The organism is Campylobacter concisus (assembly GCF_003048595.2).
Classification (GTDB): Bacteria; Campylobacterota; Campylobacteria; order Campylobacterales; family Campylobacteraceae; genus Campylobacter_A; species Campylobacter_A concisus_L.
Genome location: NZ_CP049270.1, coordinates 1,152,268 through 1,177,625, shown reverse-complemented (window position 1 = coordinate 1,177,625; position 25,358 = coordinate 1,152,268). Strand labels below are relative to the sequence as shown.

Sequence of the window (25,358 nt, the reverse complement as noted above, 5' to 3'; positions counted from 1 at the left end):
TTTATCCTAATCTTTTCAACTGCTTTTAGTTAAAATAATAAAAATTTTAAGCCAAGGAGCTAAAATGAAAATTTTATCACTGCTTACGGTGCTACTTTTTGGAGCGGTATGTGGCTTTGCAAATGATGACAAAGTAAGAAGTATCGACATCTACGTCACGCCATACTACTCAGCAAATGCTGGCAAGGTGGAGTACGTCAAGGTCTATGACAAGATAGATGAGCTTTTAAAAAGTGGCAAAGAAGAGGACTTTAAAAAGGCTGAAAAGATTGTGCAAGACGCCCCACAAATGGTCTCTCCGATAACTCTTTTTGTCCTCTCGGCTCGCGCATACGATCTTGGACTTCGCGATGATGCGGTATTTTGGTTTTATGCGGCAAAAAATCGCGCGATTTTGCTAAGAGGTGTTATAGACATGGAGGGCGAGAAATTTACTGACGTGGTGGCCGCGATAGGGGCGTTTATGAAGCTTGTTGGTGACGTGGTCAATCCTTATGCATTTTGCGATATCAAAAAGCAACAAGAGATCGCTGATAAAGCGCTTGGATGGACTAAGAAAAATGCCTATGAAGCGATGTTCTCGCCAGAATTTAGCTCGCCTCACGAAGATAGAAAAGCAGCCCTTATAAAAGGCATAGAAAAGCTAGAGGCCCGCAATAAAAAAGAGAAAGATTACTTTTTAGATAAAGATAATCTTGCTAACTTTAAAGCTATGCGCAAGCAAAATGGCACTGATGAGAAATTTTGCTTCTAAATAGCGAGAAAAACTGAAAATTTGCTTGTAAATTTAGCTTTCGCTTTATGCTAAAAGGGCAAATTTACAAGCTATCTCTATTTTAAATCACGACAAATTTGCTTAAATTTGGCTCTTTTTACAAGAGTAGCGAAACTACAAAAATGAGAATAAAAAATGACTTTGAAATTTGGCAAGCTTGAAAAAGTTGCAACAGATGAGGGCTTTATTTGGTACGCGGAGACGGAGCTAAAAAGCGAAATTTTTGGACAGGTGCCATTTTGCCTTGTTAGCACAGATGGGGCAGACGGGGATGATGAGACTACTTTGCTAGCAGAGCGCATCGCCAGCGATATCGATCGGTACATAAAAGAGGCACTTGCCTTTTTAAAAGATGAGCTTAGGCGAGGGTGCTTTTTGAGCAAGGACGAGCTTAAATTGCTTGACGTGCCAGTTTGCGACCTGCCCTTTAGCTCGCCACAATGTACCTTTTATGCGCATGATAGAAAGTGGCTGATGAGATTTGCTGAGGGTGCGCTTGATATTTGCGAGCCTTTTGGTATTGGGGTGATTTTTGAAGGTGAAAAGCCACTTCGTTTAGAAAATTTAGAGCTTAGCCAGGAGTGCTAATCGCGGATAAATTTTGCTTTTAAATGGTGAGATAAATTTGGTTGCTGTTTTAGGTTTTTAGCCCAAAACAGCAAAAATTTGCATTTATGCGTTGCAGCAGCAATAATCACTTGGATCTTTTTCTTTTGTTATCCTAGCTCTTAAGTCGTGACGGATGATCTCTATCGACCAAAACCATATCATGTGGCCGACAAATTCAGATACATGCTCGTACCAAGGAAGTGTCCAAAGTGGTGGAGTAAGCCCCAAAATAGGTAGTGTGATCACGTGAACAGCGATATTTACGATAACGCCAACTAGTAAGCCTTGCCATATTGTAATCTTTGGAAATTTCTCAGCCAAAACACAATAAGCAACCGCAAAAACTATCGAAAATAATATATGCGTCATCATTACGTAGTTAAACGCATGCCCTGCAAACTCGTAAATAGCGGCATTTGGATCGGCCACTCCCAAATAATCTCTTAAAAATACATAAGGCGGATTTAAGAAATTTCTAGAGCAATCGATCGCATCGGCTGCTCTAATGGCACTTTCTGGCCCGCAAGCAGCGTTAAACATATCCATCGGACTTCTTGGAGGAAGTGGGAATTCCGCTCCCCATTTGACAAAGGCTGAGACAACACCAGCGATAAGGCCGATTAACGCAGCCAGAGCAAATCTAGGTTTTGTTACTAAATTTGACATTTAAACCCCTTCTTTAAATTTGCAAAATCTTATTGCAATTTACTTTATGATAAGATTAATCATTATTAAAAATATAAAAATATTTAAAAATTTTAATGGACTTAAAATCATAAAATTTTTAGCCATTTTTGGCTAGACTAAGAAAAAATTTAAAGGAGAATAGATGTCTAAAGAGTTTAAAGATGCAAATGAATTTAAGGAATTTTTTGAAGAATTTAGAAAAAAAGATTGCTACAAAGATCCACTTGCTTTTGGTATCGCTAGGATCGATCGTGGACAAAAAAATACAGATAAAATTTTGCAAGCGACTTTTGCTGTTGTAAACTACAAAGAGAGCTTTTTAAGCGCAGCTGCTTATATCTATGCTTTGCAAAAATGTGATGTTAAGGTTGATTTTAACGGCTCTGAATTTGTAGCTGATCTTACACCAAAAGTAGTGAAAAAAGCCAGCAAGCTCTTTAGCGTCTTTGAAAAAGAGATAAGCTCTCATAAAAATGTACAAAATTTGCATGCCGTAAAAATGGCATTTGATGACGATCTTGAACTAAATGAGAATAAATTTAAGCTTGTGTTTTTGTTTGATGATGCAAAACCACTTAGCGTGGAGGCTGTATATCTCAAGCTTTACTTGATATCGCTTGGCAAAGTCGCACCTAGGACAATCGTGCTTGATGGAGCTTTTGGTGTGTTACCAAATGTTGCATGGACTAGCCAAAATACGCCAATCGAGCTTGAATGGCTAAGAGAAAATGAAATTTCTCTAAAGATGTTTGGCGAATATCCAGCGATCGTTAGCGTCGATAAATTCCCAAGATTTTTAAGCCATATTATTCCAGCTGATAATACGAGAATTTTAGACTCAGCCAAGGTTCGCATGGGTGCTGCTGTGCATCCTGGCACAGTCGTTATGCCTGGTGCTGCCTACATCAACTTTAACGCAGGTACAACCGGTGGCGTGATGGTTGAAGGCAGAGTCAGTAGCTCTGTCGTAGTGGGCGAGGGTAGCGACGTAGGTGGCGGAGCTAGCATACTTGGCGTGCTAAGTGGCACAAACGGCAATCCTGTAAGCATCGGCAAACACTGCTTGCTTGGCGCAAACTCAGTCACAGGCGTACCTCTTGGCGATAACTGCATCGTGGATGCTGGCATAGCGGTGCTTGAGGGCACAAAAGTCTATATATCAGCTAACGAGCGCGAAAAGCTAGCTAAGCTAAATCCAGAGTTTAAATTTGAAGCTGAAATTTACAAAACACTTGAACTTGGCGGGCTAAATGGACTTCATTTTAGACAAAATAGCCAAACAGGTCAGATTACTGCAAGTGCGAGCAAAAGGGCGATCAAGCTAAATGAGGCACTTCATTAAAAGGAGCTAGCATGAAAGTTGGCATTTTGATGTTTGACAAGCTAAATCTACTAAGCTTTGCCAAAATTTATGATTTTTTACATAAATTTGAGGATTTTAATATCAAGACTTACGCACTAAAGCCTGAGGTTGTCGATGAATTTGGCGTCAGGCTTCATCCAGAAATTTATGCTGAAAGTCTTTATGGTGTGGATATCTTAGTCGTGCCAGATGGCGTTGGAGCACTTGGATTAAGATACGATGAGATATTTTTAAGCTGGGTTAAAAGCTCGGCGAGTGCGAAATTTAAGATAGGTTTTGACCTTGGCGTATTAATCCTTGGTGGGGCTGGATTTTTAGAAGACAGAGAGGCTTGTATAAGGGGCGGATACAAAAACGCACTTAGCGACTACTGTGATGTTAATGATGCTAAGATGTGCGAAAGTAGGGGTGTCATAAGCGTTAGTGAATTTGATGATAGAATCAAAGAACAGCTGACAACGATACTAGGTAAAGATAAAATTTAATGGCTTTGACTCTTAAATTACGATAGAAATTTTATATTTTTAGTAAGCTTATAGCTTGTTTATAGTGCTATTTACTGATTGTAGGTGTGCTACATTATCCACTCTGTGAAATCAAAATTTAAATTATTTCCAAGCTTTGTTATCTGTTCTAAAATTTCATAATAATTTTTTCTATTTGCTTAAATAGTGCTAGAGATATAAAATGGCTTAACAACATCTTCTTTTAAAAAGTAGTGTGCCAAAGCCCTTGTTATGCGTCCATTACCGTCATCATAAGGATGGATGATCAACAAACCAAAGGTGCGCTAAGGCGCTTTTTACATAGGCGTTTTCTGATAAAATTTAAAAAATTTCTCATTTCATTTTCTACACGCTCTGCTGGCAAGGCTTCATAGTGGATTTGCCTATTTTTTGAAGGAGCTGAGACTACGCTCATCTCATCATCTCTAAATTTAGCTCTTTTTATCTTGTGGTTTTTGCTTTGACTATATTCAAACAAGGCATTGTGCCAGCCATGTAGCCGCTCGAAGTTCATAGGAGCTTTGTTTAAATTTGCATCAAGCAAAAGCGAGACTAGATTAACACTGTGTCTAGTCGCATGAGTATCAGCTAGCCAGTCAAAATTTTCATCTAGCCTCTTTTTTATCTACGAGCGAATGCTTGATCTATTAAGTCTCTCGCCCTCTATGAGAGATGAGCTTATTATTTCATCTTCAAGCGCATTAATTTGCACCTTTAAAAGATCGTCTCTGCTGATATTGCTTGTTAGCTCTTTTAAATTTTTATGGTCTTGCTCTAGCTTATTTGTAAGGGTGTCTATTACTCTTTTGTCGAAAGAAAAATTTGGGTAGTTGGGATGTTGTCGTATCCACAGATTTTGTAATTTTTAATCAATGCACTGAACTTATTTATAGCAACAAAATTTGATATATATATTGCTTTTGATTTGTTATTTGTAAAAATCATTTTTATTAGAATTAAGCCAAGGTTAAGGCTAGATAAGTTATCTACCTAACCTATAATCTCTTTTAGCATCCTTATAACCACGTCTATATCCACGCTCAAAACCATCATCATAGTCGTCATCGTTATAGTAGCCTCCGCGGTAACCACGCTGAAATCTATCATATCTTTCGTACTCATTTCGATAGTATGGGCGGTAGTTAGGCGGATATGGCGCATAGTTTGGATCAACAGGATAGTAGCCATTTGCACGGCAACTATCCTCGTCAAATTTTTCTATTCCGTTGCGAAATTTGTAGCTTTCTATTTTTTTGTCAAAGCTATCAATGCTTCTTATATCGCCATAAATTTTAGCCATTTCTCTTTGATTTATAAGACCACAAAGCCTAGCTTCAACTTTTTTTTCATAACTCATAGCAAACAAAAAAGTCAATGAACAAAATAAAATGGCTAAAAATTTCATGTTATTCTCCTACTTTTAGACTTCCGCCTTTTCCAAGACCACCTTTTACGGTTTGTGCTTTGTAATCTTTTAGGGCAATAACTAATTGATTCATCGAATCAAGAAAAGCATTTACAAGTGTTTTTCCCTCAGGTGTTCTTGAATATACGCCAAGTCCCGCGCCAAGAGAAGCGCCAGCACCGCCGCCCATGCCAAAGAAGTCAGTGCTAGAAGCTGAGCCAATAGCTGCCGCTAATTGAACACCTGAACGATTTTCTATAAGAACCAATGTGGTTTGTGTCTCTTTTGTTGAAAAACCACCAGCTATAGCACCTGCTACACTACCAAAAAGTGCTTCAACAAGAGCACCTGCTCCGCCTGTATCTTCGTTGCTAAAGAAAATTTCAGGGCGAATAGTATAATCAGCTGCTACCATTTTACCTTTACCAAAGCCGGAACCACCACGTAGTTCGCCTGATCTATCAAGTGCACGCTCTTGCATCATATTATCCATCATAGCGCCACGTTCAACTATAACAAAACAACCAGTTTGTTGCGCAAGAAGACGCAAAACCGGAATAGTTGATGTGAGCTTGTAGTTGTGTGTTAAATATGAATACCAATCAGAATTTTGGTCTTCATAAAACGCAAGTGTTCCAAGAGTGCTACTGCATTTTTCTATTTTTGTGTTAGCATTATTGTTATTGCTTCCAGCAGCACTGCCAGTTACACCGTTGCTATTGCCAGTTGCACAACCGCTTAAAAGTAAAACTCCAAGGCCTATGCTTAGTAAAGATGAACTTAACTTCATTTTTATCCTTAATATTTAAGTTGGTTTTTTAATATTATATATAAGCAAATATTATAAAAATATTAATATAATATTTATGTTTAGTAGCATAATGCAAAACTACTTTTATAAAAATTTAAGTAGCCAGCAAGATGCCAGCCACACGAGTTATTCGACAGTTACGCTTTTTGCAAGATTCCTTGGCATATCGACGTTGTTGCCAAGTCTAACAGAAATTTCAAGTGCAAGTAGCTGAAGCACTAGCATCATCTCAAAAAATTCGCTCATATAATGATCTTGAACGCTTGTTTTTACGTAGTCATCGCTTAGCTCAAACTCAAGTGGGCTTATCGCCAGGATGTAAGCATCTCTTGCGGCAAGCTCTTCGACATTGCTTTTTGTTTTTTCGTAAAGTAAATTTTGAGGCATTAAAGCGATCGTAAATAGCTTCTCATCTGCAAGTGCGATAGGGCCGTGTTTCATTTCACCTGATGGATAGCCTTCGGCGTGAAGATATGAAATTTCTTTAAGCTTTAGCGCACCTTCAAGTGCTAGCGGATAGAAGATATCTCTACCGATAAAGAAGAAGCCATGACCGTGTAAATAGTGCTTGCTTAGGCGGTGAAGCTTCTCTTGAAGAGAGTTATTGATATTTAAAATTTGTGGAATGTGAAGAAGCGTTTTGATCTCGTGATCAAGCTCTTTTTTGCTGATAGATTCTTTTGTTGATGCCATTTGAAGCACAAGCATCCAAAGTACGATGATCTGCGTTGCAAAGGCCTTTGTGCTCGCCACACCTTTTTCGATGCCAGCACGAGTTAGAAGAGTATTGTCAGCTAGTCTAACGATAGATGAGTTATCGACGTTGCAAATCGCAAGTGTCCTTAGTCCAGCCTCTTTTGCTATCCTAAGCGCCTCAAGAGTGTCAGCTGTCTCGCCACTTTGCGAGATGACGATGAAGAGCGAGTTTTTGTTTAGATAAGGCTTTCTGTATCTAAATTCGCTTGCCACTTCGACCTTTGTTCTAACTTTAGCAAGCCTTTCAAACAGATAGCTTGCAGTTAGCGCTGCATGGTAGCTCGTACCGCACGCACAAAGCACGACATCATCGATGCCTTTTAGGTATTCATCGTCTAAATTTTCAAGGGTTACTTTGTGGTTTTTAACCCTTCCCATGATGGTTTCAGACACAACAGTGCCTTGCTCGTAAATTTCTTTCTCCATAAAAAATGTATAACCCTCTTTTTGGGCATAGCTCTTATCTTTTGGCAGTGCGTTAAATGTTATGTTAGCCTTTTTGCCGTGTTTGAAAACAGCTATCTCATCTAAGCTCACGTAGCCGTAGTTGTTATCATCAAGATATGCTACTTCTGTTGCGTTGCCGATAAGTGGGGCATCTGATGAGGCAAAATATAGCTCTTTTTTGTCGCTTTTGCCTATCGCCATAGGAGCAGCATCTTTTGCGAAAAATATCTTATCAGGTGCAGTTTTTGTGATAAGTAGCGTCGCATAAGCGCCTCTAAGCTTTGCGATAGTCGCCTCATAAGCCTTAAATGGGTCTTTTTTCTCTTTTAAAATTTCTTCAAAAAGATGCACGATCACTTCGGTGTCGGTTTGGCTGACAAATTTCACGCCCTTTGCCTCAAGCTCATCTTTAAGCTCTTTGTAGTTTTCGATGATGCCGTTGTGAACGACAAATGAGTGCTCTCCAAGGTGTGGGTGAGCGTTTATCTCGGTTGGTTTGCCGTGCGTAGCCCAGCGTGTATGACCTATCGCCACGCCAAAACCTTCTGATGTAAAGTCCTTTGTCTTTAGGACTAAATTTTCAAGCTTACCAACAGCCTTAAAAAAGTCGATCTTGCCATCACTCATCACAGCCATGCCAGCGCTGTCATATCCTCGGTACTCAAGCTCTTTTAGACCGCTTAAAATGACCTCTTTTTTCTCTTTATCTCCGATGTATCCTACGATTCCACACATTTTTTACTCACTTATTAATAAATTTAATATCTCTTCGCCTTTGCTCTCAAGTCGTTCGTTTTTCTCGATCAAAAAGAGATTTCTTGTTCTATTTTTGACCGTTTGAATTCTAGCACTCGTGACTTGAAAATGAAGCCTGTCAAAAACACTCATCACATAAGCCATTAGCCCACGCTGATCTTTTGCGTTGATGTTAAGTTTGGCGTAATCTTTTGAGTGATTTAGCTCGAAGTTTATCTCATCTTTGTTAATGTTTGGTTTCAAAGGCTCTTTTAGAACCTCACTATTTAGGGATTTTAGAGCTAAATTTTTAGTAATTTCAAGCTCCTCTTTTTTAACATTTTGGTTAAAATCAAGCCTAATATAAAATTTCTTCTCAAATAGCTCAAAAATTTCCATGTATGCAAGGTCAAATTTGGCAAATTCATAGAGCAGGGCGCTTAAATTTAGACTCTTTTTTGTATAGATCTGAATGCTTAAATTTTTAGAGTTATTTATAAAAATTTCTGTCGCATCTAAGCTATCTGCGACCTTGCTTAAATTTATGATCTCACTCGCATTATATTTTATAAAGACAAGATTTGATGTAATTTTAAAAATTTTCTCTTGCAAGCTTGACTCAAGCGCCAAAAACTCGCTATTTCGTTTTATAGACTGCTCTTTTTTTACACGTCTTGTCGCTTCATCAAGTAAATTTTCATCGCTAAATGCACTAAGAGAAATTTCATAAAGTTCCCTTAAAAGCTTTGCTGTGTAGGCATTATAAAGCCTCTCATTTGTCGCATTTATCACGCAGTAGCTAAGGATGTAAAGTAGTTTTAAAACCTGCTTGTCGCCAAGCTTTGAGATAAAAGCAAAAATAACGCGTTGCGAATAAATGTCCTCTCTGTTTGAGACATTGCTCATTAGCGTGTGGTATTTTATCAAGATGACGCCGATATTTACGGCTTTTTGGCTTAAATTTAGCTTGTTTGCGTAGGCTCTAAAGATATTTGCTCCGATATTTGCGTGATCTTTGCCAAGCCCCTTGCCAACGTCGTGCATTAAAGTCACGATCTTTAGCATTGTTTTACCCTCCAAGCAAAGCTCGGTATAGAGATTTTTTATAAATTTATCTTTTATATTTTCAAGAAATTTTACGCTTAAAATACTATGCTCATCGACTGTAAATTCGTGATAGCCGTCGTACTGAGCTAGCTGGCTGATATGCTCCATTGGCTTTATTAAAATTTGTATCATTTGCGCATCGAGCAATGATTTTAAAATCGCGTAGGAATTTTTTCTTAAAAATATCTTCTTAAACTCGCTTATAGCGTGCTCCAAGCCGCTTTTTGTGATGATGGCTCGCTTGATGTAAAAGATCGCGCTTATGTCAAATTTATAATCCACATCTTTTAGTTCTAAAAGCTCATTTATGAGATCCTCGATGAGAGCTGGCTTTTTATGAAGTGGCACGTAAATAACGCCATTTATTTCGTAAAAGCCATTTTTTAGCCTTGCAAATTTTCTCTGATCAAAGCTTAGCTCGCTTTTAAAAAATGGCCTGCAAAGAGAAGCGACTATAAACCTTGAATAAATAGCAATATTATTCATTGAGCTTAGCATCTTTTGGCTGATAACGCTTTCGTTATCTTGAAGCTTTTTAGACTTTGTTTGCATGAAATTTGTCGTGATTTCAACGCTTGAAGCGCTAAAAGTATCAGAATTTTGCGTTAAATTTAAGGTGGTTAGTAGGCTTAGTAAAAAGTCCACATTTAGATTAAAACTAGCGATCTCTTTTTCATTCATCACTTTTAGAGCCTGTGATCTAACTGAAATGTCGCTATCTAGGCAGTTTAGTATACAGTTTAAGTGATAAATTTCATCTATCCCGCCAAAGCCACTTTTTAGATTTGGCTCTTGGGCTAAGTAGCTGATGCTAGAAAACGGCAAAAATGCCTTTAAATGGTAGTTTAAAAAGGCTTTTTTATCAAATTCTTTTAATTTTACGATCTCACTTTTTACTAGGCGGTAGAGACTTTTTGAACCACAGATATATCGGACTTGCGATGTTTCGCTTTTAAATTTGAGATCGTCTTTGTAATTTGTAAAAATTTCATCTAACTCAACGCTTTTTATATAAAAATTTATTCCAGAGCTACTTAAAATTTCGCTAAATTCTTTTAAGAAATTCTTTATGTTGTAGCCTTTTAAATTTTTATAAACTAGTAAAATTTCAAGCTCACTATTTGCGCTAAGTAAGGTTTGGGCGTATTTGCCAGTGGCTAGAACGCTAAAGGCAAAGCTGTCATTTTGCGGAATAAAATCATCAAAAAAATCTCGCATAGTTTCATTTAAATAAGATTTTATAAAATCATCGTATTCTTTGGCTAAAAAATTTGCAAAATTTCTACCCTGATTTTTTTGAAAATGTTTTGGTAAATTTGCCTTAAAATCAAGAAATTTCTCTTTGATTTTTAAATAATTATCGCTATTTTTGGTACTTTTATCAGACAGCATTTAATGTTTCCATTGTTAAAAATATCTTGGCAAATGTTACATAATTTTTGCAAAAACAAAGCTTTATTTGCCTATAATAAAGCCTTAAGTTCAGCTTTAGGACGATACAAATAATGAATCTATTACAAAAACTAGAAAGTGGCGAGAGATTAAGCAAGCAAGAGGCTTTTTCGCTTTATGGGCTTGATCTTTTTACCTTGGCTAAATTTGCCGATAAAAAGCGCAAAAAACTGTACGGCAACAAGGTCTTTTTTAATGTAAATCGCCATATCAATCCAACAAATATTTGTGCTGATATTTGTAAATTTTGCGCATTTTCGGCTCACAGAAAAAATCCAAATCCATACTTAATGAGCCACGAAGAAATTTTAAAGATCGTTGATGAGAGCGTAAGCCACGGCGTAAAAGAGATACACATCGTATCAGCTCACAACGCAAAAAGTGGCTGGCAGTGGTATTTAGAAATTTTTAAAAAGATAAAAGCAGCTCATCCAGAGCTTCACGTAAAGGCGATGACGGCAGCTGAGATCGACTTTTTATCAAGACATTACGGCTTAAGCTATGATGAGGTGATAGAGAAGATGCTCGAATACGGCGTCGATAGCATGCCAGGCGGCGGGGCTGAAATTTTTGATGAAGAGGTTAGGGCTAAAATTTGCAAAGGCAAGGTTAGTAGCGAAAACTGGCTCAAAATCCATAAAATGTGGCACGATCACGGCAAACAAAGCAACGCAACAATGCTTTTTGGTCACATAGAAAGCCGCGGTAACAGGATCGATCATATGCTAAGGATTAGAGACTTGCAAGACGAAACTGGCGGATTTAACGCGTTTATCCCGCTTGTCTATCAAAGAGAAAATAACTACTTAAAAGATGTGAAATTTCTAGGATCAGCTGAAATTTTAAAGACTCTGGCGATCTCACGTCTTGTGCTTGATAATGTCCCACATATCAAAGCTTACTGGGCTACTTCGACGCTAAATTTAGCGATGATAGCTCAGGAATTTGGTGCTGATGATCTTGATGGCACGATAGAAAAAGAGAGCATCCAAAGTGCAGCTGGCGCAAATAGCGCAAATGGCGTTACACTAAAGACATTTTGCGATCTCATAAAGACATCTGGTTTTACGCCGGTTGAGCGTGATAGCTTATATAACGAACTTAAAATTTACTAAAAGGAGCTTGGGGTGAAATTTTTTGACTTAGCACAAAACAAAACGAGTGTGAAGCAGGAATTTGGAGCGGGACTTACGACGTTTTTGGCGATGATGTATATCGTGCCGGTAAATGCGATCATTATGAGCAAAACTGGTATGCCTTATGAGGCACTAATCACGGCAACTGCGCTAATTACCATCTTTTCTACGATATTAAATGGTCTTTGGGCGAACACACCAGTTGCGATGAGCGTTGGTATGGGACTTAATGCTTATTTTACATTTGGTCTTTGCATCGGCATGAAAGTGCCTTGGCAAACAGCTCTTGGCGTTGTTTTTCTAAGCGGCGTGATATTTGTCGTCTTATCTTTTACAAATTTTAGAATGTGGATAATAAGATCCATTCCACTTGATCTAAGAAGAGCGATAAGTGCTGGCATAGGCACATTTATCAGCTTTGTGGCGTTTCAGCAAATGGGCTTTATCGTAAATAGCGACGCAGTTTTGGTTGGTATAGGAAATTTCAAAGATCCAAACGTACTTCTTGGCGTTTTGGGATTATTTTTAGTTATTTGCTTTTGGGCGTGGAAGATAAAGGGCGCGTTTATCCTAGCTGTGCTTGCTACTTCAGTGATAGCTTGGGTGCTTGGTATCGCTCCTCATCCAACAGAAATTTTCTCAACTCCAGCCTCTATCTCTCCGATATTTTTAGAGCTTGATATAAAAGGTGCGCTTAGCCTAGCCTTGCTGCCAGTTATTATCACATTTTTTGTGACCGATCTTTTTGACTCGATAGGCACACTAGCTGGTGTAGGAACGAGGGCTGGAATTTTTGATGAAAACAAAAAAGATGGCGTCGTAAAACTTGAAAAAACTCTTGAAGCTGACGCTATTGCTACGGCGGCTGGCTCACTTGTAGGCGTAAGTACGACCACATCGTTTGTAGAGAGTGCTAGCGGTGTAGAAGAGGGCGGTAGAACTGGTCTAACGGCTGTATTTTGCGGACTTTTATTTATACTTACACTCTTTATGTTGCCACTTTTTAAAGCGATCCCTGGCAATGCCATTTATCCGATCCTTGTGATGGTTGGCGTGCTTATGTTTGCTGAGCTTGCTAGTATAAATTTCAAAGATCCAGCCATAGCTGTAGCGACATTTTTCATAGTTGTGCTCATCCCGCTTACTTACTCGATCACAAACGGCCTTGCATTTGGTTTTATGTCATACGTAATAGTTAAGCTCATAAAGAGAGAATTTAGCGATATAAATTTAGGTGTAGTCGTGCTAGCGCTCATTAGTTTTATCGTATTTTTAGTGCACTGATAAGGATGAAAGATGATATTTTATAGCTACGATGAATTTGCCGTTGATGCCAAAAAGATGGCAAAACAGATAAAAGACGAGTTTGACCCAGAGGTGATACTAGCTGTGGCAAGAGGCGGTCTAACGCTTGGCCATTCGCTAGCTGTTGCGCTTAATAATAGAAATTTATTTACCCTAAATTCTATCCACTATGAAGATACAAACAAGCTTGATACGATTAATATCTTTAACGTACCAGATCTTAGCAAATACACTAAGATTTTACTCGTAGATGACATCATTGATAGTGGCGAGAGCATGGTCGAGATAAAAAGAGAACTGCTTAAGCGTTATCCAAATTTAGATATCAAAATAGCGACCGTCTTTTATAAAGAGAAAGCTCTGCTTTTGCCAGAATTTAAGGTAAAAGAGGCTCACGATTGGATTGAGTTTTTTTGGGATATACATATTTAAGGAAAATTTTTGCTAGATAAATTTAGGGAATTTGTTGGACATCACGTCGCCTTTAGCGTATTTTTGATATGTTTGATCGATTGTATATTTTTACTTTATACGGCAAATTCTCTTAGCATAAGTTATAGTGAAGCTGAAATTTTTTTTAACAAACAAAATTTTCTTAGTTATGTTTTAAACTTAAGCGTTCAAATTTTTGGTCAAACAGATATTGCTCTAAGATCTGTAATGATCGCTTTTCATGTCATAAGCGTCGTTTTAATGTATAAGATAAGCAAATTTTACATTAAATTAGAGTTTGATAGACTTATTGCGGTATTGCTTTTTATCTTACTTCCTGGCACGCTAGCTTCAGCTCTTATCGTCAATAATGCTGGGCTTTGCGTTATGCTGGCGCTCCTATGTATATACTTTTTTCATGTTAAAAATAAAATTTTATTTGTAGTATTTTTTTGCCTTTCTTTTTTTATAGATGGCGATTTTTTGATATTTTACGCAGGATTTTTTATATTTTCACTTTATAAAAGAAGGCCTCCGCTTGCTTGGCTAAGTGCTATTTTATTTTTACTCACGCTTTACTTTTTTGGCTTTGATACAAATGGTAGGCCAAGTGGACACTTCATTGATACTTTTGGTATCTTTGCCGCTGTTTTTTCACCGTTTATTTTTATCTTTTTTGTCTATACTATTTATAGAATTTGGGTTAAGGAAAAGAAGGATCTTTTATGGTTTATTGCGATTTGCTCATTTTGCTTTTGTATGATAGTCTCAGTGCGCCAAAGGCTAGAGCTTGAGCAGTTTTTGCCGTTTTGCGTGATCGCAACGCCACTTATGGTAAGAGTTTTTTTTAATTCGTATCGCGTAAGATTGCCAAAATTTAGAAAAGGCTATAAAATTTGTACGACTTTAGTGATGCTTTTTCTGGCTATAAACTGGTCGATGATTGTATTTAATCAAATTTTTTACCTATTTTTGGATAATCCAACAAAGCATTTTGTCTATAAATTTGATATTGTAAAAGAGCTTGCTGATAAATTAAAAGAAGCGGAAATCAAGGATTTATACACTGACAATAAAAAGCTTGCATTAAGACTTAAATTTTATGGTATAGATGTAAGAGATGAGTCTAAAAATTTATTATTAAGCGTCGATCTAAATGGAAAATCAAAATTTTGCATAGAAAAAATGGGAAAAGTAATTGCAAATTTTGACATAAGAGGCAGGTAGATGCATAAAAACAAGGGTTTTACTGTTATGGAGCTTATCTTTGTGATTATTGCCGTAGGCATACTTGCAGCAATGATCATACCAAGGCTAGAAATAAATGGAGCTAGAGAGGCAGCTACACAGATGCTAACGCATATAAGATACGCCCAGCACCTTGCCATGCAAGATGATAAATTTGTTCATTCAGAAAATGAAAAATTTTGGTTTAAAATGAGATGGGGGATAGCTATTAATGATACTAGTTTGCAAGAGTGCTCTGTAGATGAGCCTGGGGTTAAATCTTGGAAATATAGTATTTTTTATGATAAAAGAGGTAGTGGTAATAAATTTAGTGGTAACTTAAATTCCAAAGAAGAGGTTGCCATCGATACGCAAAAGTCAAATAAATTTTTAAGTGCGGGCTGGAGAGGCATTCCTCAGTCCTATTGCAATAAAATTAATACAGATTTAAATATCGAGAAAAAATATGGCATAAAATCAGTTAAATTTGTTGGTAGTTGCGGAAAAGGCAAAACACAAACCATTGATTTTGACGAATTAGGTAGGCCCATGAGAGTGGTGAGTGTTACTAACAATAAAGGAGCAAAAAGACCTTATTCAAGACTATTGAAAGGTGATTGCAAGATAATTTTAACAGATAAAAATAACAATGTAGCCTCTATAAATATAGAAAAAAGAAGTGGATACGCATATATAAACTAAGCCCTATAAACCTATAATAAAAATACATACTTTAAAATTTTTAAGTGCCTAACAATTTTTTCTAAAATTCCCTAAATATTTCAACTATCTTTAAGTATTGCTCGTATATAATTCCAGCTCACGAAACGAGAAACCACCTTTAACTTCATTGGTTAATAAAGCCTTTTCTTTTTATCGTTGTTCTTTTAACTTACAATTGTTAAACTATTAGTCAATCTTTGAAATCTAAACAAGTGATCGATTGAGCCAGTCTATTATTTTATAATTTATAATAGATTAGACAAACTAATAAATAAAACTAAAAGTTTTTTTGATTAAAAACTTCATAATAAAATCCTATCAAAATAAATTTTGCTAGGTAATTAATATGGAGAGTTTGATCCTGGCTCAGAGTGAACGCTGGCGGCGTGCCTAATACATGCAAGTCGAACGGACAAGTAAGAGCTTGCTCTTATGAGTTAGTGGCGCACGGGTGAGTAATGTATAGCTAATCTGCCCTACACTAGAGGACAACAGTTGGAAACGGCTGCTAATACTCTATACTCCTGTCTTACATAAGTTAGATAGGGAAAGTTTTTCGGTGTAGGATGAGGCTATATTGTATCAGCTAGTTGGTGAGGTAATGGCTCACCAAGGCTATGACGCATAACTGGTCTGAGAGGATGATCAGTCACACTGGAACTGAGACACGGTCCAGACTCCTACGGGAGGCAGCAGTAGGGAATATTGCTCAATGGGGGAAACCCTGAAGCAGCAACGCCGCGTGGAGGATGACACTTTTCGGAGCGTAAACTCCTTTTGTTAGGGAAGAATAATGACGGTACCTAACGAATAAGCACCGGCTAACTCCGTGCCAGCAGCCGCGGTAATACGGAGGGTGCAAGCGTTACTCGGAATCACTGGGCGTAAAGGACGCGTAGGCGGATTATCAAGTCTCTTGTGAAATCCTATGGCTTAACCATAGAACTGCTTGGGAAACTGATAATCTAGAGTGAGGGAGAGGCAGATGGAATTGGTGGTGTAGGGGTAAAATCCGTAGAGATCACCAGGAATACCCATTGCGAAGGCGATCTGCTGGAACTCAACTGACGCTAATGCGTGAAAGCGTGGGGAGCAAACAGGATTAGATACCCTGGTAGTCCACGCCCTAAACGATGTATACTAGTTGTTGCTAAGCTAGTCTTGGCAGTAATGCACCTAACGGATTAAGTATACCGCCTGGGGAGTACGGTCGCAAGATTAAAACTCAAAGGAATAGACGGGGACCCGCACAAGCGGTGGAGCATGTGGTTTAATTCGAAGATACGCGAAGAACCTTACCCGGACTTGATATCTAACAAATCATCTAGAGATAGAAGAGTGTCTGCTTGCAGAAATGTTAAGACAGGTGCTGCACGGCTGTCGTCAGCTCGTGTCGTGAGATGTTGGGTTAAGTCCCGCAACGAGCGCAACCCACGTCATTAGTTGCTAACAGTTCGGCTGAGCACTCTAATGAGACTGCCTTCGTAAGGAGGAGGAAGGTGTGGACGACGTCAAGTCATCATGGCCCTTATGTCCGGGGCGACACACGTGCTACAATGGCATATACAATGAGAAGCAATATCGCGAGATGGAGCAAATCTATAAAATATGTCCCAGTTCGGATTGGAGTCTGCAACTCGACTCCATGAAGCCGGAATCGCTAGTAATCGTAGATCAGCCATGCTACGGTGAATACGTTCCCGGGTCTTGTACTCACCGCCCGTCACACCATGGGAGTTGATTTCACTCGAAGCCGGAATACTAGATTAGTTACCGTCCACAGTGGAATCAGCGACTGGGGTGAAGTCGTAACAAGGTAACCGTAGGAGAACCTGCGGTTGGATCACCTCCTTTCTAGAGTACATATAGATATTCTCTCACAAGATATCTATAAGAAAGATATTCTCAATCATCCTTGTTTAGTTTTGAAAGATTGATAGACCTATAGGGGCCTATAGCTCAGCTGGTTAGAGTGCACCCCTGATAAGGGTGAGGTCACAAGTTCAAGTCTTGTTAGGCCCACCAGAGAATTTAATTGGGGAATTAGCTCAGCTGGGAGAGCGCCTGCTTTGCACGCAGGAGGTCAGCGGTTCGATCCCGCTATTCTCCACCATAAAATAGTTTAACTATATTAAGTCTAATTAGAGAGCTTAAAAATTTAAACTTTCTAATTAGACTTTTGTCTAAATGTTCTTTTAATTAATATTGTTAATAGTCACAAGCAAGTTTTAAAAACAATTTTACAGGACTTGTTAAAGATTTAAATTTCTATTCTCTTTGCATTTAATGCAAAAGTTTGACATCACAATCTAATTAGGATTTAAAACTTATCTAAATAGTAGTCAATGCTTTCCGTCTTGAGAGCTAGAATTTAAATGTAATAACATTAAAGTTATCTTTAACAAGGAAGTGATGCGAATTAGAATAATCTAATATAGAAAAGGTAAGCTACAAAGAGCAAGTGGTGGATGCCTTGGCTAGTAGAGGCGATGAAAGACGTGCCAGGCTGCGATAAGTCTCGGGGAGCCGTCAAGGGGCTTTGATCCGGGAATTTCTGAATGGGGCAACCCAACTAATAGAGATATTAGTTACCGTATAACGGAGCGAACGAGGGGAATTGAAACATCTTAGTACCCTCAGGAAAAGAAATCAAAAGAGATTACGCTAGTAGCGGCGAGCGAACGCGTAAGAGGGCAAACCGTTAGTTTACTAACGGGGTTGTAGGACTGCAATATAGACTAAACTTAGCTAATAGAATAATCTGGAAAGATTAAGCGTAGAGGGTGATACTCCCGTATATGAAAGCTTTGTTTTACTTAGCAGTATCCTGAGTAGGGCGGAACACGTGATATTCTGTCTGAAGCTGGGTAGACCACTATCCAACCCTAAATACTACTACTAGACCGATAGTGCACAAGTACCGTGAGGGAAAGGTGAAAAGAACTGAGGTGATCAGAGTGAAATAGAACCTGAAACCATTTGCTTACAATCATTCAGAGCCCTATGATTTATCAGGGTGATGGACTGCCTTTTGCATAATGAGCCTGCGAGTTGTGATGTCTGGCAAGGTTAAGGAAACACGGAGCCATAGCGAAAGCGAGTCTTAATAGGGCGTTTAGTCAGACGTTGCAGACCCGAAACGATGTGATCTATCCATGAGCAGGTTGAAACCGGTGTAAGAGCCGGTGGAGGACCGAACCCGCTAGCGTTGAAAAGCTATGGGATGACTTGTGGATAGGGGTGAAAGGCCAATCAAACATCGTGATAGCTGGTTCTCTCCGAAATATATTTAGGTATAGCGTCATGTAGTAACACTAGGGGGTAGAGCACTGAATGGGCTAGGGCATACACCAATGTACCAAACCCTATCAAACTCCGAATACCTAGTGTGTAATCATGGCAGTCAGGCGGCGAGTGATAAAATCCGTCGTCGAGAGGGGAACAACCCAGACTAACAGCTAAGGTCCCTAAATCTCATTTAAGTGGAAAACGATGTGGAGTTACTTAAACAACCAGGAGGTTGGCTTAGAAGCAGCCATCCTTTAAAGAAAGCGTAATAGCTCACTGGTCTAGTGATTCTGCGCGGAAAATATAACGGGGCTAAAATGAGTACCGAAGCTTTAGACTTAGTTTTACTAAGTGGTAGGAGAGCGTTGTATTTGCGTCGAAGGTATACCGGTAAGGAGTGCTGGAGCGAATACAAGTGAGCATGCAGGCATGAGTAGCGATAATTGGGGTGAGAATCCCCAACGCCGTAAACCCAAGGTTTCCTACGCGATGCTCGTCATCGTAGGGTTAGCCGGGTCCTAAGCAAAGTCCGAAAGGGGTATGCGATGGAAAATTGGTTAATATTCCAATGCCAACTATAATGTGCGATGGAAGGACGCTTAGAGTTAAGCAAGCTAGCGGATGGTAGTGCTAGTCGAAAGGTGTAGGTTAAGATCCAGGCAAATCCGGATCTTTTTAAGCCGAGACCCCACAGGCGTTTGAAGTTCTTCGGAATGGATAGCGAATTGCTGATACTGTCGAGCCAAGAAAAGTTTCTAAGTTTAGTTATAGTTGCCCGTACCGTAAACCGACACAGGTGGGTGGGATGAGTATTCTAAGGCGCGTGGAAGAACTCTCTTCAAGGAACTCTGCAAAATAGCACCGTATCTTCGGTATAAGGTGTGCCTAACTTTGTGAAGGATTTACTCCGTAAGCATTGAAGGTTACAACAAAGAGTCCCTCCCGACTGTTTACCAAAAACACAGCACTCTGCTAACTCGTAAGAGGATGTATAGGGTGTGACGCCTGCCCGGTGCTCGAAGGTTAATTGATGACGTTAGCTCTGCGAAGCGTTTGATCGAAGCCCGAGTAAACGGCGGCCGTAACTATAACGGTCCTAAGGTAGCGAAATTCCTTGTCGATTAAATATCGACCTGCATGAATGGCGTAACGAGATGGGAGCTGTCTCGAAGAGGGATCCAGTGAAATTGTAGTGGAGGTGAAAATTCCTCCTACCCGCGGCAAGACGGAAAGACCCCGTGGACCTTTACTACAGCTTGACACTGCTATTGGGATAAAAATGTGCAGGATAGGTGGGAGGCTTTGATCCATAGACGCCAGTTTATGGTGAGCCGTTGTTGAGATACCACTCTTTTTTATTCTGATAGCTAACTAGCTTGAGTTATCCTCAAGTAGGACAATGTCTGGTGGGTAGTTTGACTGGGGCGGTCGCCTCCCAAAATGTAACGGAGGCTTACAAAGGTTGGCTCAGAACGGTTGGAAATCGTTCGTAGAGTATAAAGGCATAAGCCAGCTTAACTGCGAGACATACACGTCAAGCAGAGACGAAAGTCGGTCTTAGTGATCCGGTGGTTCTGTGTGGAAGGGCCATCGCTCAAAGGATAAAAGGTACCCCGGGGATAACAGGCTGATCTCCCCCAAGAGCTCACATCGACGGGGAGGTTTGGCACCTCGATGTCGGCTCATCGCATCCTGGGGCTGGAGCAGGTCCCAAGGGTATGGCTGTTCGCCATTTAAAGCGGTACGCGAGCTGGGTTCAGAACGTCGTGAGACAGTTCGGTCCCTATCTGCCGTGGGCGCAAGAAGATTGAGGAGAGTTGACCCTAGTACGAGAGGACCGGGTCGAACCAACCACTGGTGTACGAGTTGTTCTGCCAAGAGCACCGCTCGGTAGCTATGTTGGGATGTGATAACTGCTGAAAGCATCTAAGCAGGAAGCCAACTCCAAGATGAATCTTCTTTTAAGAGCTCATATAGACTATGTGTTTGATAGGCTGGGTGTGTAATGGATGAAAGTCCTTTAGCTGACCAGTACTAATAGCTCGTCTGCTTATCTTTTAATAAGCATCACTTCCTTGTTAAGGATAAAAACTTAATAAGATATGTTTTTATAAAACTTTGTTTATGACTTTTAACTTTATCAAGTAGTGTTAAATAAGAGATTTATCTAATATATCTTTTATTTAACACTGCCCGTGACTATACAGACGAGGAAACGCCTTGCTCCATCTCGAACCAAGAAGCTAAGCTCGTCCTGGCTGATGATACTCTCCCTTACTGGGATGTTGGAAAAGTAGGTCGTTGCGGGCTTTGTTAATTTTTAATATTCTTTATCTAAACAATTATCTTTTAAAATATTATTTCTTAATTTATAACAAAATATCAAATCTTATATTTATTTATATTTTTAAATAATTAGACTTTTTATCTTTACATTTATAAATATCTTTTAGTTTATGCTTTTATACGAGTGTTGACTAAAAACACCAAATATGATAGACTCCAAACCCAAATTTACCCAAAAAGGACAAAAATGAAAAAGATTGTATTCTCACTATTAGTAGCAGCTTCTACATTACTAGCAGCCATAAATTTAAACACAGCTACAAAAGAAGAGTTAATGAGTTTAGATGGTATAGGATCTTCAAAGGCAGATGCAATAATAGAGTATAGAAAAGCAAATAAATTTAACTCAATAGAAGACATAAAAAATGTAAATGGTATAGGTGATAAGACATTTGAAAATTTAAAATCAGATATATCAGTATCAGGTACTACAAAGATAGATGACACAAAATCAAAAATAAAATCTAAAAAAGATGAGATAAAAGAAAAAGCAAGTAAAAAGAGTGATGAAGTAAAAGAGAAAAAAGATAGTGCTAAAGATGATAGTATAAAAGAGATAAAAGATAAGAAAGAAAGCCTAAAAGATAAAACAGAGAAAAAGAGTAAAGCTAAAAAAGAGAAGAGTAAAGAGTAATAAAAGCTAGAAATTTATAAAAATTCTTACATAAAGTATATAAAAATAGTTAGGAGTGTATGGTGCTTCTAACTAATAAAATAGATTGGTTTTTTATATATCTGCCTGCTTTTTAAATTCTATAACTTAGTTTACCTGCTTTTAATTAATAAGTTCATCTAATAGATCTTGTAAAGTAATGCTTCTTAAACTATCTTCTAAAGCTTCTTGTGCTTTTAGGAAGTGACCGGTTAAAAGTCCCTCGATCTTGCCACCAAGTGGGCAGGCTTTAGGTGAGTCAGAGTGGATCTTGAAAAGTTTTTCTTTATCATTTACTGCGTTAAAAATTTGAAGGAGGGTTAAGATTCTCTATTTAATATTTTAAATAAGCTTACTATCAAATATTCTAAATACCTAGTTAAATTTATAAAAAACTCTATTTAGATAAAGTCCTTCAGCTGGAGCTGGGATACGAGTTAAGGCAAAGCATCCATTAAGTGAAGCATTGATGAACTCACCACCATTTTTGATACTTAAGGCTTTAAGTAGATTTGCAACCATAAGCCGTACTTGAGCGCGTAAAAAGCCATTTGCTTTAAAAACGATGATAGTTTTGTTTTTGTATTCATAACAAAATGCCTTAAAAATTTCTCGCACAGGGCTTTTTGTATCACTTCCTGTTTTCATATAGGAGCTAAAATCATGCTCACCAACAAAATTAGATAAAATTTCATTTGCTTTTTTGATATCGAATTTTGGCAAAAAGACTTTATAGTTTGAGCCAAAAACATCAAATTCTCCATGATCTATAATGTATCTATAAGATCTTGCTATGGCGTCAAATCTTGCTTGAAAATTTTCATCAACTAAATTTATACGTTTTATATGAATATTTGGATGAGCATGGCGGTTGATCAGCTCTTTTAAGTGCTCTAAATTTTTAAAATGATCGCCACAAATTACGCTTGAGCTTTGATTTATCGCATGGACGTTTTTGTCTGTACGCGAGCTAGAGACTATTTTTTCAAATATTCCAACGTGAGCTAGAGCACGCGAAAGCTCATCTTCTACACCATTTTCATGTGGCTGAGTTTGGGAGCCTTGAAATTTGGAGCCATCGTAGCTATAGATTAGTTGGATTTTCATTAGTATCTTCGCATGATCTTGGCTTTAAAAAGCAAAATTCCTGCCAATAAAAAAACAAAAGATATTAGCGGAATCGCAAGAGCTGGCTTTGATGAAAATAGCATTATGAGCGTAAAATACCCAAATAAAACGCCAAACGTACCAACATAAACCATGCCCTTTTCATATCTATAAGTAACGATGCCAAAGCTTATGGCAAAAAGTGTACTGGCAAGTGGAAATAGTGCAACAAGCACATATGTGCTAAGGTCTTTTCTTCTTTTTTCGCTACTATTTGCCTCCGCCCAGTACTCTTTTATACTGCCTATATCGCTTATCTCTTCACTTTGTGCAGTCCTTATTTTCATGGATTTGAAGTTGCTTTGATGATAAATTTCATCTTTTATGTCATACATTTTTCCATCTACTAAAGAGAGCTCAATGCTTTGATTTGTATTAGTGATCTTTGCATTTTTTGCAGTGATTAAGCGTTGGTAGTCTTTAATGTAAGGATTAAACATCACGATATCTTTATAAGTAGTTCCGTTGTTATCTTGCATTTCACTGCCCACATAGACCATCCAGTCAGAGAATTTTTGTCCAAACTGAGTTGGCTTTAAATTCAGCTTTGCAACAGTTTTTTTATAATCAATAAAATTTGCATTTAGCTGTGCGGCTATTGGTATCATTATGGTAGCGATTATAAGTAGAGCAGTGCTTAAAAATGCTGAAAATATTAAGAAAAATTTAGCAATCTTATTTGGTGAGCCACCAAGCGTAAAAATAACGATACTTTCATTCTCTTTTGATAATCTAAAAAGAGTCATCGCAAGTGATACAAAAAATGCTATAGGCACGACAAAAAGTAGTACACGTGGAAGCATAAATGAGTAGAGTTTAAAAAGCTCACCAAAGCTGATCTCAATGTAAGAAGTGATGCGCGCGATCTGGATGAAAAATACGATCGACATGATCAAAAAAAGCGTACTAAATAGCGATGCAAAAGTCCCTAGGAAGTTAAACAAAAGATATCTATTCACTCTACTCATAAATAAACCTTAAAATTTCTAAAATTTGCTCTTTAAAAGCGTATGTAATAAGTAAGCCAAGACTTAAAAATGGCACAAAGGCTAGCTCATAGCTCTTTTTGCGAACGAGCGCATAGACTGGAAGTGTAAAAAGCGCTGCAAGATAGATCGCCACTAGAGCCAGTTTGACTGGCAAGATAGCTCCGATGATCGCTGCTATAAAGATATCTGCACTACCCATCGCTTCTTTTTTTATGGCAAAGCTTACAACAAATCTAAGCACCCAAAAGATAAGTGCAAAAAGGAATAAATTTAAAATTTGGACAAAATTTCCTTTAAATATAAAAAGCATCAGAGCATAGATAAATGCGAAAAATAGCGCTGCAAAAAGAAGCGGATCTGGCACGGCTTTATATCTTATATCTATGACGCTAAGGGCTAGCAACATAATAAAACAAAGTCCTAAAAATAGTGCATAAAGCAGAGTTTCCACGCTTAAAATTTCGCCACACTCTTTGAAAAAGCAGATCAGAAAAAGTAGGCCAGAGACAAGCTCAACTAGCGGATAGACAAGGCTTATCTTTTGCTTGCAAAAGGCACATTTCCCGCCTAAAAATAGCCACGAAAAAATTGGAACATTGTGATAAAAATTTAGCTTATGATCGCAGTTTGGGCAATGAGAAGCTGGAAAATTTATACTTTCATTTCGTGGCAAGCGATATATCAGTACATTTGAAAATGAGCCCACGCAAATACCCAAAATAAAAGCAAAAAAGGCAAAAAAGATGACTAGATTATCCATTATCTCGCTAAACTCCGCCAAATCTTCGCTCTATATCTTTAAATTTAGCCACGATGTCAGTAAGCTCCTCTTTGCCAAAGTCAGGCCAAAGAGTCGGTGTGAAAAATAGCTCGGCATAACTTGCCTGCCAGAGCATGAAATTTGAAAGTCTGCTTTCGCCACCAGTTCTGATGAGCAGATCCACTGGCTCACTCTCGTCAAGTGCCGCATTTAGGCTCGCTTCATTTATATCAGTACCTTCTAAATTTAGCTTTTTCACAGCCCTTACGATCTCGTCTTTTGAGCCGTAGTTTATCGCTAAATTTAGTAGTAGATTTTTATTTTCAGAGGTGACATCTTTTGTGATTTTTATCTCATTTTTTAGCTCATCACTAAATGGCGAAATATCGCCGATCGTGTCAAATTTGATCCCATTTTTTATAAAATCATCACGCTTTAAAAGAAGAAATTTTTTAAGCAAATTCATCAAAAAATCAACCTCTTTTTGCGGTCTTTTCCAGTTTTCGGTGCTAAATGCGTAAAGGCTTAAAATTTTTACCCCATTATCAATGCAAAATTCGCACATATCGCTCACTACATTTGCTCCAGCCTCGTGCCCATTTGTCCGCAAAAATCCACGTTTTTTTGCCCAGCGTCCGTTGCCGTCCATGATGATAGCGAGGTGATTAAGTTTGTTCAAT

23 protein-coding genes, 2 tRNA genes and 3 rRNA genes are annotated in these 25,358 nt (G+C 38.3%); 15 read left to right on the top strand and 13 right to left on the bottom strand.

Annotation, left to right across the window (positions count from 1 at the left end):
- Nucleotides 1–64: 64 nt before the first annotated feature.
- A complete protein-coding gene (locus CVT15_RS05960) occupies nt 65–754 on the top strand; it encodes a cytochrome-c oxidase (RefSeq protein ID WP_103576930.1) in 690 nt (229 codons plus the stop codon).
- Nucleotides 755–910: 156 nt separating this feature from the next.
- On the top strand, nt 911–1,363 hold the full coding sequence (locus CVT15_RS05955) for a hypothetical protein (RefSeq protein WP_103576929.1): 453 nt from the start codon (nt 911–913) through the stop codon (nt 1,361–1,363).
- A gap of 84 nt (nt 1,364–1,447) precedes the next feature.
- Here the strand turns inward: CVT15_RS05955 and CVT15_RS05950 are convergent, their stop codons facing one another.
- Nucleotides 1,448–2,050, bottom strand: a complete 603-nt coding sequence (locus CVT15_RS05950; protein ID WP_084109298.1) for a YagU family protein — start codon at nt 2,048–2,050, stop codon at nt 1,448–1,450.
- Nucleotides 2,051–2,213: 163 nt separating this feature from the next.
- Here CVT15_RS05950 and CVT15_RS05945 point away from each other — a divergent pair, with 163 nt between their 5' ends.
- On the top strand, nt 2,214–3,413 hold the full coding sequence (locus tag CVT15_RS05945) for a tetrahydrodipicolinate N-succinyltransferase N-terminal domain-containing protein (protein WP_103576426.1): 1,200 nt from the start codon (nt 2,214–2,216) through the stop codon (nt 3,411–3,413).
- 11 nt (nt 3,414–3,424) lie between these two features.
- Entirely contained in the window at nt 3,425–3,919 is a 495-nt protein-coding gene (locus tag CVT15_RS05940; RefSeq protein WP_103576427.1) for a hypothetical protein, read from the top strand.
- 179 nt (nt 3,920–4,098) lie between these two features.
- On the opposite strand, the gene CVT15_RS10340 is transcribed toward CVT15_RS05940, so the two are convergent.
- The 7 genes from CVT15_RS10340 to CVT15_RS05905 form a co-directional block, all read right to left on the bottom strand.
- On the bottom strand, nt 4,099–4,209 hold the full coding sequence (locus tag CVT15_RS10340) for a Fic family protein (protein WP_430516349.1): 111 nt from the start codon (nt 4,207–4,209) through the stop codon (nt 4,099–4,101).
- Nucleotides 4,206–4,454 (bottom strand): hypothetical protein, encoded by a 249-nt coding sequence (locus CVT15_RS05930; protein ID WP_103576429.1) that lies wholly within the window; start codon nt 4,452–4,454, stop codon nt 4,206–4,208. The genes CVT15_RS10340 and CVT15_RS05930 overlap by 4 nt, the downstream gene beginning before the upstream one ends.
- Before the next feature lie 111 nt (nt 4,455–4,565).
- Nucleotides 4,566–4,787, bottom strand: a complete 222-nt coding sequence (locus tag CVT15_RS10335; protein WP_430516348.1) for a DUF4172 domain-containing protein — start codon at nt 4,785–4,787, stop codon at nt 4,566–4,568.
- Between the two features lie 135 nt (nt 4,788–4,922).
- The gene (locus tag CVT15_RS05920; protein ID WP_103576431.1) at nt 4,923–5,345 is read right to left on the bottom strand and encodes a gamma-glutamyl phosphate reductase; all 423 of its coding nucleotides are present in this window, start codon (nt 5,343–5,345) and stop codon (nt 4,923–4,925) included.
- 1 nt (nt 5,346) lies between these two features.
- The gene (locus CVT15_RS05915) at nt 5,347–6,135 is read right to left on the bottom strand and encodes a peptidoglycan-binding protein (RefSeq protein ID WP_103576432.1); all 789 of its coding nucleotides are present in this window, start codon (nt 6,133–6,135) and stop codon (nt 5,347–5,349) included.
- A gap of 147 nt (nt 6,136–6,282) precedes the next feature.
- Nucleotides 6,283–8,094: a glutamine--fructose-6-phosphate transaminase (isomerizing) gene (glmS, locus tag CVT15_RS05910; RefSeq protein WP_103576433.1), complete on the bottom strand. Its 1,812-nt coding sequence runs from the start codon at nt 8,092–8,094 to the stop codon at nt 6,283–6,285.
- A 3-nt stretch (nt 8,095–8,097) separates the two neighbouring features.
- Complete coding sequence (locus tag CVT15_RS05905; protein WP_107898118.1) at nt 8,098–10,593, bottom strand: HD domain-containing protein; 2,496 nt, start codon at nt 10,591–10,593, stop codon at nt 8,098–8,100.
- A gap of 110 nt (nt 10,594–10,703) precedes the next feature.
- On the opposite strand from CVT15_RS05905, the gene mqnE reads away from it, so the two are divergent.
- The 11 genes from mqnE (at nt 10,704) to CVT15_RS10330 (ending at nt 21,744) form a co-directional block, all read left to right on the top strand.
- The gene (gene mqnE, locus CVT15_RS05900) at nt 10,704–11,768 is read left to right on the top strand and encodes an aminofutalosine synthase MqnE (protein WP_103576860.1); all 1,065 of its coding nucleotides are present in this window, start codon (nt 10,704–10,706) and stop codon (nt 11,766–11,768) included.
- A 12-nt stretch (nt 11,769–11,780) separates the two neighbouring features.
- Nucleotides 11,781–13,073: an NCS2 family permease gene (locus CVT15_RS05895; protein ID WP_103576861.1), complete on the top strand. Its 1,293-nt coding sequence runs from the start codon at nt 11,781–11,783 to the stop codon at nt 13,071–13,073.
- 12 nt (nt 13,074–13,085) lie between these two features.
- The gene (locus tag CVT15_RS05890; RefSeq protein ID WP_021091484.1) at nt 13,086–13,526 is read left to right on the top strand and encodes a phosphoribosyltransferase; all 441 of its coding nucleotides are present in this window, start codon (nt 13,086–13,088) and stop codon (nt 13,524–13,526) included.
- A 9-nt stretch (nt 13,527–13,535) separates the two neighbouring features.
- Nucleotides 13,536–14,753 (top strand): glycosyltransferase family 39 protein, encoded by a 1,218-nt coding sequence (locus CVT15_RS05885; protein ID WP_107898117.1) that lies wholly within the window; start codon nt 13,536–13,538, stop codon nt 14,751–14,753.
- The gene (locus tag CVT15_RS05880) at nt 14,754–15,455 is read left to right on the top strand and encodes a pilus assembly FimT family protein (protein WP_107898116.1); all 702 of its coding nucleotides are present in this window, start codon (nt 14,754–14,756) and stop codon (nt 15,453–15,455) included.
- A gap of 364 nt (nt 15,456–15,819) precedes the next feature.
- A 16S ribosomal RNA gene (locus CVT15_RS05875) occupies nt 15,820–17,330 on the top strand.
- 94 nt (nt 17,331–17,424) lie between these two features.
- Nucleotides 17,425–17,501 (top strand) — tRNA-Ile (locus CVT15_RS05870).
- A 12-nt stretch (nt 17,502–17,513) separates the two neighbouring features.
- Nucleotides 17,514–17,589: transfer RNA gene (locus CVT15_RS05865), tRNA-Ala, on the top strand.
- Between the two features lie 328 nt (nt 17,590–17,917).
- Nucleotides 17,918–20,822: ribosomal RNA gene (locus CVT15_RS05860) — 23S ribosomal RNA — on the top strand.
- A 133-nt stretch (nt 20,823–20,955) separates the two neighbouring features.
- Nucleotides 20,956–21,074, top strand: a 5S ribosomal RNA gene (rrf, locus tag CVT15_RS05855).
- The 16S, 23S and 5S rRNA genes sit together here with 2 tRNA genes alongside, the layout of an rRNA operon.
- Before the next feature lie 223 nt (nt 21,075–21,297).
- Nucleotides 21,298–21,744 (top strand): ComEA family DNA-binding protein, encoded by a 447-nt coding sequence (locus CVT15_RS10330; protein WP_087586583.1) that lies wholly within the window; start codon nt 21,298–21,300, stop codon nt 21,742–21,744.
- A 141-nt stretch (nt 21,745–21,885) separates the two neighbouring features.
- Here CVT15_RS10330 and CVT15_RS10015 read toward each other — a convergent pair whose 3' ends face one another.
- From CVT15_RS10015 to uppS, 5 genes are all read right to left on the bottom strand, one after another.
- Nucleotides 21,886–22,071, bottom strand: coding sequence for a hypothetical protein (locus CVT15_RS10015; protein WP_269059543.1), 186 nt, complete (start codon nt 22,069–22,071; stop codon nt 21,886–21,888).
- A 66-nt stretch (nt 22,072–22,137) separates the two neighbouring features.
- Complete coding sequence (gene truA, locus CVT15_RS05845; RefSeq protein WP_107898182.1) at nt 22,138–22,869, bottom strand: tRNA pseudouridine(38-40) synthase TruA; 732 nt, start codon at nt 22,867–22,869, stop codon at nt 22,138–22,140.
- Nucleotides 22,869–23,897: an LptF/LptG family permease gene (locus tag CVT15_RS05840; protein ID WP_103576787.1), complete on the bottom strand. Its 1,029-nt coding sequence runs from the start codon at nt 23,895–23,897 to the stop codon at nt 22,869–22,871. Before CVT15_RS05840 ends, truA begins: the two co-directional genes overlap by 1 nt.
- Nucleotides 23,890–24,678, bottom strand: a complete 789-nt coding sequence (locus tag CVT15_RS05835) for a prepilin peptidase (protein WP_103576804.1) — start codon at nt 24,676–24,678, stop codon at nt 23,890–23,892. The genes CVT15_RS05840 and CVT15_RS05835 overlap by 8 nt, the downstream gene beginning before the upstream one ends.
- Nucleotides 24,679–24,685: 7 nt before the next feature.
- A complete protein-coding gene (gene uppS, locus CVT15_RS05830; RefSeq protein WP_103576788.1) occupies nt 24,686–25,357 on the bottom strand; it encodes a polyprenyl diphosphate synthase in 672 nt (223 codons plus the stop codon).
- Nucleotide 25,358: the final 1 nt, after the last annotated feature.